We start from the raw sequence: 11,543 nt of genomic DNA, 5'->3' as shown, positions 1-11,543 counted from the left end.
AATAAAGTATACTTTGAAATTCTGTTGCATATATCAAATAAGCTTCATTTATACTTAGAAAGTAAAATATTTACTTTTTTAAATGTAATTAACGTTACTCTAGATTTAATGAAGAACAAGGCTTTCATTTAACAAGAGAATAAGGGGAGATTTTGGTGAATAAAAAAATGAGCAGTAAATTATTGCTGCTTGCTGAAAAAATACAGACTAAGCAAGCAGTTGTTGGAGTAATAGGTCTTGGTTATGTAGGACTTCCTTTAGCGCTTGAAGCTGTAAAAAGTGGCTTTGTTGCAATCGGGTTTGATAAAAATAGAGACAAAATTAATAGCTTAAATCAGAAGAAAAGCTATATTTCAGATTTGCAATCTATTATCGTACAAGAGGCATTAGAGAGCGAGCGCTTTATCGCAACAGATCAATTTGAATTACTGCAGCAGACCGATATTATCGTTATTTGTGTACCGACACCTATAGCAGCCGATAAAAGTCCAGATATTTCGTATATTGAGGAAGCAGTTATGAAAATACAGCAATATATGACGACGGATACATTAGTCATTTTAGAGAGTACGACCTACCCAGGAACGACAAGAGAAATTGTTTATCCGATGATTGAGCAATGTGGCTATACGGTAGGGAACAATTACTTTCTCGCATATTCGCCAGAGCGTATCGATCCAGGGAATATGCATTTTAATGTGAAAAATACACCAAAAGTTGTCGGGGGATTAACTGAAGACTGCACACAGCTCGCGAAGTTATTTTATGAGCAAGCGTTACAGACAAAAGTTCACTGTGTATCCACTCCCGAAGTTGCTGAGATGGAAAAATTGCTTGAAAATACGTTTCGCCAAGTAAATATTGCTTTAATTAATGAGCTGAGCAAAGTATGCCATGCAATGAATATTAATATTTGGGAAGTAGTAGATGCAGCTGCTACGAAGCCATATGGTTTTATGCGCTTTACACCGGGGCCGGGTGTTGGTGGACACTGTATACCAGTAGATCCGAAGTATTTATTATGGATAGGGCAGCAATATGGCATCCATGCCTCATTAATAGATGCGGCAGATAAAGTAAACGAGTCTATGCCAAAATTCGTAGTAGAGCGATTGACTTACTATTTGAATATGCACCATAAGCAGTTAGTAGGAGCGAAAATTATTGTTATTGGAGTCACTTATAAACCAAATGTGAATGATATACGTGAATCGCCCGCATTAAATATTGTTCAATTGTTAAAAGGCATGCATTGTGACATTCAAATCGTTGATCCATTTATTAAGGATATGCCGACTGTTTCACTAACGCCACAGCTCGTTCAACAGGCAGATGGGGTTATCATTTTAACGAATCATTCAATGATTGATTATGGAATAATAGATAGTCATGCGAATTTTATTTTTGATACACGTCAAACGGACTATGCATTCAATAACGAAAACTACTATAAATTATAAGGAGCGTTATGATGCGGAACTTACTACTTTGTAGTATATTACTTGTTTTATTGTTAGTGGCTTGTCAGTCGAGTGAGGGGAAGGAAACGATTCGTGCAGTAACGCCCTCAATTGAAGTGAAGGAATCGGACGGAACATTGAGCGATGTGATTCGGCTATCCAATACACTGCAGCCAAAATTAGGACTTACATTCAATGGTTTGGCAGATGAAGACACGATGATGAAACTATTAGATGCACTGGCCACACATCAAATGAAAGCCACGTTTTTTATAGAGGGAATGCGGGTAGCACAAGAACCAGAGCTTGTACAGAAGATACTAGCACATGGACATGAGGTGCAAAATGGCACGTTAACATTTGCGGATATGTCAGAGTTAAATTATGAGCAAACATATAAAGAATTTTTTTTAGCAAATCAAATTTTTGAGAAGCATTTAGGTTATGCACCGCAATATGTACGTAGTCGTTCAGGAGATGCGACGGAAAGTATGCGTTTAGCAGCAGCAACGTTAGGATTGAAAGCGGTAGTAGAATATTCTATTAATCCACAAGATCGCAACATGCAAAGTGCGGAGGAAATTGTCACCTATATTGAACGTTTTTGGAGTAGTGGGGCTATTATTCATTTGAACACCTATATAAATCCCGCTGTTATTGAAGCAATTTCGTTATTGGCAGGAAAAGCAAATGAAAAGAGCTATAAACTAACAACATTGTCAGAAGTGCTGGAAAATCAATATACTGTACGCAAATTAGAGGAAATAGAAGGCTACGACGCCATTCAAATGAATGCTAATTATGAAGATGCAGAGCCACATATTTATTACCGTAAAAATACAACCAAGAAAGAAGTTGCTTTAACATTTGATGATTGGGCAAGTGAGGAAAGAACGAAGGAAATATTAGATGTGTTGCGCCAGTACGATATTAAAAGCACATTTTTTTTAATCGGAAGTGGCGTGGAAAAGGACCCACATTTAGCGAAAATGATTTTAGATGAAGGGCATGAGGTGGCTAGTCATTCTTACTATCATCGAAATATTACGGAAATGACACCAGAGGAGTTACAGGAGGATATTGTAAAGACACATCATGCGTTGACATACGCTTTGCAGGAATCACCATTATTATATTTTAGACCTGCGCAAGGTGTAATTGATGAAAAATCGGCAAAAGTCGTTGCGGCAACAGGGATGAAAACAATCGCTTTATACGATATTGCATCGTTCGACTGGAACACTGACTACGCGCTACAGGACATTTATAACCGAATTATGGAGCGGGTAGCGCCAGGGAAAATTATCGTTATGCACGTATTGGACGGAACTGAAACAGTTGAAGCCTTACCTTTAATCATTGAACAATTACAGCAGCAAGGCTATACATTTGAAAAGCTCTCTACATGGATTGAACAACATTCTGAGGAAAGTGTGGATTGATGAAATGGAAAAGGAAATTTTAATGGCAAAGCGACCAGATCGGCGCATTTTATCAAATATTCCTGATCCAGAAAATATGCGTAGATTAGTAGATCGACGAGGGGCTAACTACCAGCAATCCGAGGTGGATATTACAGATGTTAATGAACTATTTCGCTTGCAGTCATTAAGCTTACGTTATATTACGAAGATGCCAGTAAAAGTTTCGCAATCATTTATAAAACGAAAGGCTACCGTAACGTTTTATTCTGAAGATATTTCAGTCACAGGTATATTGCTTTATTCAAATACGGCGGATGCTTTTGACACGGATGAAATGATTACATTAGCCTTTAAAATTCCGGGAGGTGCAATGCCAGAAGGATATGAGGCAAATGTCAAGCTGAAGGGGAAACTCATTCGCGCATTTACAAAAGAGATAGATGGGGAAACGCGCTATTATTATGCATGTGAGTTTTTGCAGTCGTTAAATGAATATATGAAGAAAAAGCGCTGGGGTCTATCCATTTTTGTAGCAAGTCTTGTATTATTGCTTGCCACATTAACAGTTATGCTTATGCGGGCAGAGAGTGTCATTTATTTTAAATTTAATAAATCTTTATATTTATATAGTTTAATTGCAGCAGCGTTTTTGCTAAGTCGCTATATGTTTGGTATGTTTTATCGAAATTTGCGTATAAATCCTGAATATGAACCTGCTGTTTCAATTATTATTCCAGTGTTTAATGAGGAGAAATGGATTCAACGAACAATTTTAAGTTGCATGAATCAATATTATCCAGTTGATAAATTAGAGGTAATTGTTGTCGATGATTGCTCCACAGATAGTACGAAGCTTAGAGCTGAAGAAACAGTAGAACTCCTTCACCAAGAGGGAGAGCGTTTTAAAACGAAGGAGCGTTTAACCGTTTATCAATTACCACAAAACGGTGGCAAACGAGAGGCGCTCATGGCAGGTGTGCATAGGGCAAAGTATGATTTAGTTGTCTTTGTGGATTCCGATAGTTTTTTAGAGCCGAATGCGATTCGTAACTTAGTGCAGCCTTTTCAAGATGAGAAAATGGGTGGGGTAGCAGGGCGCACTGAAGTGGAAAATAAGTTTACGAATGCATTAACGAAGTTACAGACGGTTCGTTATTATATCGCATTTCGTATTATGAAGGCGGCTGAGTCATGGTTTGATGCAGTTACATGTCTTTCTGGTCCACTTGCTTGTTACCGCAAAGAGCTTGTTTTACAAAACGGAGAAGCCTGGCTAAATCAAAAATTTCTCGGTCAACCTGCAACATTTGGTGATGATCGCAGTATGACAAACTACATTTTAAAAACACATCGCACGACGTATCAAGATAATGCAGTGTGTTCAACAATTGTACCATCCGATACGCAATCATTTTTATCACAGCAAATGCGCTGGAAACGCTCCTGGCTTAGGGAATCTTTACGTGCACTTACATTTATGTGGACAAAGGAACCATTTATGTTCCTCTTCTTCATTATCGGTTTAATCGTACCAATTGCTGCCCCTGTTGTCGTTGTTTACAATTTATTGTGGGTGCCGATTACACAAGGCATTTTTCCTCGAACATTTTTAATCGGTTTATTGTTAATGGCTATGTTAATGAGCTTAGCACATCTTTATTTTAGAAGAAGTAAGCTATGGTCATTTGGCTTTATATTTGTGCTATTTTATGAGTTTGTGTTGCTATGGCAAATGCCTGTGGCGTGGGTCACTTTCTGGAAATCTACATGGGGGACGAGAGAAACACCACAAGATATATTAGAACGTGAAAAGAAGTTGGAAAGAAAGGCTCGGCGCAAGGAGAAATGGAAATGGAGGAATGGAGGTGAGAAGAAATGAGTAAAAAGGGCGTCGCATTAAATCAAAAATCGAAAGAGCGTAAGAAGGTCATTCGAACGGTTATTCAGGCGGTGATTGTCGCTTTTCTTGCGATTATTTTAATACGTGCTGTCTTTTTGCTCAATAAATTTGAGGAGACGGCTTTAGCAACATCGAATGAAGCCGGATTTATCGCCTTATCCTATTTTGGTGTAAGTCGCGGAGAATCACCGAAATATGTCTCGAAAGCGGAGTTGGCAAAGCAATTAACATTATTAGCAAAGCAAGGTTATACAACCATCTCTCAACAGGACATTATTGATTTTTATGAGGAAGGCAAGCCGTTACCTGAGAAAGCATTATATTTATCATTTGAGGATGGGCGCACAGATTCTAGCATCTTCTCACAAAAAATATTGGAAAAGCTAAACTATCGTGCGACGATGTACACGTATGCCAATAAAATGGATACGAAAGATACAAAGTTTTTAAAGCCGAATCATTTGAAACTGATGGAAAATAGCGGTTACTGGGAGTTAGGCTCAAACGGCTATCGACTAACATATATTAATGTCTTTAATGATGAAGGGCAGTCACTAGGCGTCATTGATGAAAACGATGTACCAGACAAAATGATGATTGAATACTATAATCATTATTTAATGGATTTCATTCGTGATGAATATATGATTCCGACTGAAACACGAGCTGAATTGGAAAAACGCATTACAGAGGATTATGAATTCATGCGTGATATTTATACAGAATCGCTCGGTGAAGTGCCAAAGGCTTATGCGATTATGCATGCAAACGCGCTTTATAACAATATGGATGCACTCGTTGAAAAGGTCAACGATAAGCATATTAAAGAGCTATACAAAATGCATTTCAATTTAGAGCGAGATGCCTACAATGAAGCAGATGCGGATATTTATAATTTGAGTAGATTACAAGTTTCACCATATTGGCCGACGAACCATTTGATGATGAAAATTCAACAATCGAGCAAGCAGCGTGTTGAGTTTGCTATCGGTGACAAGGAGCTTGCAAAGGAGTGGACTTTAGCAAATGGTGCAGCAGAATTTTTAAATAATGAGCTCATTTTAACATCAGAGCCTTCAGCACAGGCAACATTATTTTTAAAGCAAAAGCTACCGACGGCATACCAGCTTGAGTTTGACTTTTACGGTAACGTTGTCGGTGAGCAATCACTTTATGTGAAAGCTGCTGATGAAAGTTATATGCGCATCATGTTAAAGGATAATGAAGTTGTTATTTTAGAAAAGCAGCTGAATCAAAAAGAGGCTGAATTAGAGCGACATACGTTGGAGGAAATAGAGTGGAGCGGTGAGGATTATGCCTTTAACAAGGCGACCGTGTACTCCTATTATGATACACAGCAAGGCTCCCGCATTGATGAAGAAGAGTATCCCCGCAATTTAAAAAACCGCCGTCATTTCGCGCTACAAGTGGGAACAAACGAGTTACACTTAACAGTTGATAAAGAACTTACGACAACAATTGCGATGAACGATGTTAGCCAAGGAGCACAGATTGGCTTTGGCGCAGCCTATTCTAAAAAGGATACGGCACATGAGCAATACATGGATGATATATATGATACCATCGTGGAGAATATTAAAATAACTGATGAAGCAGATGAAGTTATTTTCTCAAATCAATATACGGAAATAGCAAAGGTAGAGCATAATATGTCTACATGGTTTAATGGTTTGGTAGATTTTTTTATTGAAAACTTTTGAAAATAAGGAGGGCTGTTCATTTGCGAACAGCCCTGTATTAACTAGAAGAAAAGCTATATGAAGCGAGTGCTTTTAAATTCTTTGGTATAAAAGTAATGATTCGCCCGCAAGATGCCCATTTTCGCCCGTTAAACATGGAATTTCGCCCACAAGACAAGCAAATTCGCTCAACCAAACTTCAACATCATGTGTTCATTGAATCCCTATGAATAGAAAGCTCACTTATGAAAAATGCCTAATGCAGCAATTCGCTGCATCGCCTCGCGAAGCCTTTCCTCACTGACGAGTAGACCGACACGTACATAGCCTTCCCCGAATTCCCCAAAACCCTTTCCATTTGCAACAGCAACATCAGCTTTGTTTAGCAATAAATCAGTAAACTGCTCGCTTGTATAATTTTGTGGCACAGGTAGCCATGCAAAAAATGAGCCAGCTGGTGCTTTCACTTGCCAGCCAATTTTCGCTGCTTCCTCAACTAATACATTTCGTCTGCTTTCATAAGTAGCGCGCAATTGTTCAACAGCATTTTGCTCAGTGCTTAGTGCATGTGCTGCGGCATGCTGAACTGCTGGGAATAAGCTACAAAACAAATGATCTTGTAGCAATTGAATTGCTTCGATCATTTTCGCATTACCTACAGCGAAGCCGACACGCCAGCCCGCCATATTGAATGTTTTCGACAATGTATAAAATTCGATGCCAACATCCTTTGCTCCCTCTACCTGTAAAAAGCTAATCGGCTTCTTGCCATCAAAGCCAATTGCACCATAGGCAAAATCATGTGCGACAGCAATATGATGCTTTTTCGCAAATGCAACAGTTTCTTTAAAGAAGTCATAAGTTGCTATCGCTCCTGTTGGATTGTTAGGATAGTTAATATAAAGAAGCTTTGCCTGCTCTTTAATATCCTCACTCAATGCGTCGTAATCAGGTAAAAATTTATTTTCTGGTAGTAACGGCATCGTAGCAAATTGCACATCAGCAAGCGCGACACCTGACAAATAATCAGGATAGCCAGGATCAGGCAGCAACATCATATCACCGGGATTCATTATGGCAAGTGGCAGTTCAACCAGTCCAATTTTCGTTCCACCAACGATTGCGACCTCTGTTTGTGGATCAATCGTAACACCATATTCGCGCATATAAAAGGCGGCGGCTGCCTCGCGTAGCTCTGTAATTCCGCGAAATGGTGGATACTTATGTGTTAACGGATTTTCCGCAGCTTCTTGCAATGCTTCGATAATATGTGATGGTGTCGGCTGGTCAGGATTACCTTGTCCTAAATTAATAATATCGCGTCCTTCAGCAATGGCTGTATTGACCTTTTGTGCGAGTGAAGCAAAAAATTGAGATGGTAGTTGTTGTAGCTTTTTTGAAAATTCCATGCAATCCCCTCGTTTTCTGAATATAATAAAAATATGGTAAGTCTTTTTTGAAAAAATGTCTATATAGGAAGTGAAACTATGAAAATCGGATGTATTCAATTAAATGTTCGCTTTGGCAAAGTGGATGAAAATTTTGAACGAGCAGAACAATTTATTCGCAAAGCTGCACAAGGTGGCGCTGAAATTATCGTACTACCGGAAATGTGGAATACAGGGTACGCACTTGAAAAATTGTCAGAACTAGCAGATGAAAACGGTGAACGCACGAAAGCGTTTTTAAGTAAGCTTGCACAAGAGTTAGCTGTCCATATCGTTGGAGGTTCAGTAGCAATTCGCGTTGGCGAGGAATTTTTCAACACAATGTATACCTTTAATAAAGAAGGGGAGCTGGTTGGTGAATATAGTAAAGTGCATTTATTCCGCCTAATGGACGAGCATTTATATTTACAAGCAGGAGACCAGATGAACCGATTTACTCTAGGGGATATTGAAGCAGGGGGCGTTATTTGTTACGATATTCGTTTCCCAGAATGGCTGCGCTCACATGCATTACAAGGAGCAAAAGTGCTATTCGTACCTGCGCAATGGCCGACACCGCGTATCGATCATTGGAAAACATTATTGCAAGCACGTGCGATTGAAAACCAGTGCTTTGTCATCGCAGTCAATCGAATTTCACGTAAAGTAGAAAATTTCAACGGTCAATCGATGATCATTCAGCCTTGGGGCGAGGTGCTGTGGACTGGCGCTGACGATGAGGAACTTGCGATTATCGATGTTGACTTCTCTATTGTTGATGAAGTACGTACGCGCATCCCTGTATACGATGACCGCAGACCAAATTTATATGAGGAAGTAGTGAAAAGCTAGCCAGAAAATTATTTCTGGTTAGTTTTTTTATAGGGAAATGTAGAGATGATATATGATGAAGGAAATTGTGTGAGAATTGTGTGTGTGCCTGGCACTAAAATTATGATTGTCTTTTTGAAAAGAACATTTTATAATTAATCTCAATAAAAGGACAAACAAAGCGCTTTATTGCAGGGTTTACGTGTATTTTTACAGTGTACAAATGTATAACACCACAGGAGGGTACGGGAATGAAAAAAATTATTGTGACGGGTGCACTTGGTCAAATTGGTTCAGAGTTAGTAGGGAAATTACGTACAATTTATGGAAATGATGCAGTTTTAGCAACAGATATTCGCACAGCACAGCAAGATGGTCCATTTGAAATATTAGATGTAACAGATGGCAAGCGAATGCATGAGCTTGCGAAGGATTTTGAGGCAGATACGATGATTCATATGGCTGCATTATTGTCAGCAACTGCTGAAAAGAATCCTCTTTTTGCATGGAATTTAAATATGGGTGGCTTGATGAACGCATTAGAAGTATCACGTGAGCTGAGTTTACAATTTTTCACGCCGAGCTCGATTGGGGCATTCGGTCCATCTACACCAAAGGATAACACGCCGCAGGATACGTTACAGCGTCCAACAACGATGTATGGTGTCAACAAAGTAGCAGGGGAATTGCTATGTGATTATTATTTCACAAGATTTGGCGTAGATACGCGCGGTGTTCGCTTCCCAGGCTTAATTTCTTATGCAACGCCACCAGGTGGGGGAACGACAGATTATGCAGTTGATATCTACTATAAAGCGATTGAAGATGGGAAATATACATCTTATATCGCAGAAGGCACATATATGGATATGATGTATATGCCTGACGCATTGCAGGCAATTGTTGACTTAATGGAGGCAGATGGCTCGAAGTTAGTGCATCGTAATGCGTTCAATATTTCAGCAATGAGCTTTGAGCCTTCACAAATTGCAGCGGAAATTAAAAAGCATATTCCGAACTTTACAGTTGAGTATGCTGTAGATCCTGTGCGTCAAGCGATTGCAGATAGCTGGCCGAATGCGATTGATTCATCAGCTGCCAAAGCGGAGTGGGGCTTCAATGCGAAGTACGACCTTGCTTCAATGACTAGCGATATGTTAGAGAAATTGAAAAAGTAAGATTGATCTAGTTATTTTAGACATATATAAGACACCTTTTAGGCTGCTTAGTTACCGTATTTTCGGGCGCTAAGTAGCTTAAATTTTATCATTATAATACAGTGGGGAATCTCAGTGTAAGGGAAGATATCGGTTTGGAAATACAACCGATAGAAAACACAGTTAAAATTTATGCAATGATAGTGATAAACTTATAGAAAATAATCTATATTTACGAATAGAGGTGCTGTTGGATGGTTAGAAGAAGGGGCGTATATAAAGTAAGTATCATTGGTAAGCCGCTTGTTTGTTTATTTTGTAAAGGGACTACGTTTAGGCACCGAGAAGTATATGTCAAAGTGGTTAATCATGAGCAAGGGGTGCAAAAAAGAAAATAACGTTACAATCTTTGACGTGTACTACATGTGCACAATCGTTAAAGTTTGAGGAACAAAAACATGATGGTGTCAGCAATATTGAATATGTGCAGGTGAGCGATTAATGGTCGATTATTTTGTAGCAAAAGAAAGCCGTCTATTTATTTTTGATGAACAGATTCGTTGCCATATTTGTTCGCATGATATATTTATTCCATACGAAATCTATTCCAATGTTGAAAAGCCCGGTATACAAGTTGTTTTTACACACTACGCTGCTATTTGCCAGCAGTGCGGCTTTGTTATAGAATTTAGCAATCCGAGCCGTCCTGATGAAGAGACGGGGATATTTCGATGGGCGTTGAACCAACAATTTGTGCATGTGTGACTAATTACAGTAGAGCTAGTACAACCCTTAATAATGAAGCCAAATGCATCACACCATGCATTTTGCACAATCAAGACTTTCAATTAAGCCCTTGGCAAAGGAGAATCAACAAATGAATATAACGCAATTTGAACAGTATATAAGCATATTATTCGGTGAAGAACTATTAACACAAATTGAGCATGAGTATGGCTTTACGAATAAAACGGATGATGAAATCAGAAAAATTGGCTATGCAACAAATTTATCGCTTGAAACGATTGAAGAGGCGAAAAAGCATGACGTAGATTTGATGGTGACACACCATGATGCTTGGGACTTTATCTATGGTTTAAAAGAAGCTTGTATTGAAAAGTTAAAGGAATATGATATTAGCCACTTTTGGATACACGCGCCATTAGATTATGTCGAGTTTGGTACTTGTACATCACTAATGAATGTACTTGGGGTTGATAACATTATCAAATACTCCGTGTATCAAAACAACTCTCTCCCAGGGATTGGCGAATATAATAAAGAACTTTCATTTCATGAACTTGTTGAAAAAATGAGTGAAAAGCTAAAGGAACCGATTCGGGCATGGCAATATAATGATAAAGCTGTGAAGAAGATAGGCGTTTTAACAGGCGCAGGAAATTCCTCTGATGCAATGAAAATGGCAGTGGAAGAAGGCTGCGATACATATATTACAGGAGAAGTAAATTTATACACCATTCAATATGCACAATTTGTAGGAATTAATTTGTTGGTCGGCAGCCATACATTTACCGAAATTTTTGGTGTGGAAAGCCTAGCTTATAAGCTGAAAGCATTGGAGCCGAGCATCACACTAACTTTATTACCAGAAACACATTTTGAAGTAATGTAGAGAAAGTGTGC

At 38.8% G+C, this 11,543-nt stretch carries 9 protein-coding genes; 8 read left to right on the top strand and 1 reads right to left on the bottom strand.

Annotated features, from left to right (window positions below):
- Positions 1–155 precede the first annotated feature (155 nt).
- From C9J34_RS02570 to C9J34_RS02555, 4 genes are read left to right on the top strand one after another with little or no spacing between them, the layout of a single operon-like run.
- Entirely contained in the window at positions 156–1,460 is a 1,305-nt protein-coding gene (locus tag C9J34_RS02570) for a nucleotide sugar dehydrogenase (RefSeq protein ID WP_238600542.1), read from the top strand.
- A gap of 11 nt (positions 1,461–1,471) precedes the next feature.
- Positions 1,472–2,902, top strand: a complete 1,431-nt coding sequence (locus tag C9J34_RS02565) for a polysaccharide deacetylase family protein (RefSeq protein WP_107838291.1) — start codon at positions 1,472–1,474, stop codon at positions 2,900–2,902.
- Between the two features lie 4 nt (positions 2,903–2,906).
- Positions 2,907–4,763: a glycosyltransferase family 2 protein gene (locus tag C9J34_RS02560; protein WP_107838293.1), complete on the top strand. Its 1,857-nt coding sequence runs from the start codon at positions 2,907–2,909 to the stop codon at positions 4,761–4,763.
- Positions 4,760–6,505: a polysaccharide deacetylase family protein gene (locus C9J34_RS02555; protein ID WP_107838290.1), complete on the top strand. Its 1,746-nt coding sequence runs from the start codon at positions 4,760–4,762 to the stop codon at positions 6,503–6,505. The genes C9J34_RS02560 and C9J34_RS02555 overlap by 4 nt, the downstream gene beginning before the upstream one ends.
- Before the next feature lie 218 nt (positions 6,506–6,723).
- Here the strand turns inward: C9J34_RS02555 and C9J34_RS02550 are convergent, their stop codons facing one another.
- Positions 6,724–7,893, bottom strand: a complete 1,170-nt coding sequence (locus C9J34_RS02550) for a pyridoxal phosphate-dependent aminotransferase (RefSeq protein ID WP_107838289.1) — start codon at positions 7,891–7,893, stop codon at positions 6,724–6,726.
- A 78-nt stretch (positions 7,894–7,971) separates the two neighbouring features.
- Here C9J34_RS02550 and C9J34_RS02545 point away from each other — a divergent pair, with 78 nt between their 5' ends.
- The 4 genes from C9J34_RS02545 (at position 7,972) to C9J34_RS02530 (ending at position 11,532) form a co-directional block, all read left to right on the top strand.
- Positions 7,972–8,763 carry a carbon-nitrogen family hydrolase gene (locus C9J34_RS02545; protein ID WP_107838288.1) on the top strand — a complete coding sequence of 264 codons (792 nt, stop codon included), beginning with the start codon at positions 7,972–7,974 and terminating at the stop codon, positions 8,761–8,763.
- 230 nt (positions 8,764–8,993) lie between these two features.
- Positions 8,994–9,920 (top strand): L-threonine 3-dehydrogenase, encoded by a 927-nt coding sequence (locus tag C9J34_RS02540; protein WP_107838287.1) that lies wholly within the window; start codon positions 8,994–8,996, stop codon positions 9,918–9,920.
- 480 nt (positions 9,921–10,400) lie between these two features.
- On the top strand, positions 10,401–10,664 hold the full coding sequence (locus C9J34_RS02535) for a hypothetical protein (protein WP_107838286.1): 264 nt from the start codon (positions 10,401–10,403) through the stop codon (positions 10,662–10,664).
- 112 nt (positions 10,665–10,776) lie between these two features.
- Positions 10,777–11,532, top strand: coding sequence for a Nif3-like dinuclear metal center hexameric protein (locus C9J34_RS02530; RefSeq protein WP_107838285.1), 756 nt, complete (start codon positions 10,777–10,779; stop codon positions 11,530–11,532).
- Positions 11,533–11,543 lie beyond the last annotated feature (11 nt).

Origin of the sequence: Metasolibacillus meyeri (assembly GCF_003049505.1) — a bacterium.
GTDB lineage: Bacteria > Bacillota > Bacilli > Bacillales_A > Planococcaceae > Metasolibacillus > Metasolibacillus meyeri.
This window is presented reverse-complemented; position numbering and strand designations above follow the sequence as displayed.

Excerpts from the sequence above, each read along its gene's own strand:
- C9J34_RS02565 (WP_107838291.1), top strand. The coding sequence starts at position 1,472 with ATGCGGAACTTACTACTTTGTAGTATATTACTTGTTTTATTGTTAGTG.
- C9J34_RS02560 (WP_107838293.1), top strand. The coding sequence starts at position 2,907 with ATGGAAAAGGAAATTTTAATGGCAAAGCGACCAGATCGGCGCATTTTA.
- C9J34_RS02555 (WP_107838290.1), top strand. The coding sequence starts at position 4,760 with ATGAGTAAAAAGGGCGTCGCATTAAATCAAAAATCGAAAGAGCGTAAG.
- C9J34_RS02550 (WP_107838289.1), bottom strand. The coding sequence starts at position 7,893 with ATGGAATTTTCAAAAAAGCTACAACAACTACCATCTCAATTTTTTGCT.
- C9J34_RS02545 (WP_107838288.1), top strand. The coding sequence starts at position 7,972 with ATGAAAATCGGATGTATTCAATTAAATGTTCGCTTTGGCAAAGTGGAT.
- C9J34_RS02540 (WP_107838287.1), top strand. The coding sequence starts at position 8,994 with ATGAAAAAAATTATTGTGACGGGTGCACTTGGTCAAATTGGTTCAGAG.
- C9J34_RS02535 (WP_107838286.1), top strand. The coding sequence starts at position 10,401 with ATGGTCGATTATTTTGTAGCAAAAGAAAGCCGTCTATTTATTTTTGAT.
- C9J34_RS02530 (WP_107838285.1), top strand. The coding sequence starts at position 10,777 with ATGAATATAACGCAATTTGAACAGTATATAAGCATATTATTCGGTGAA.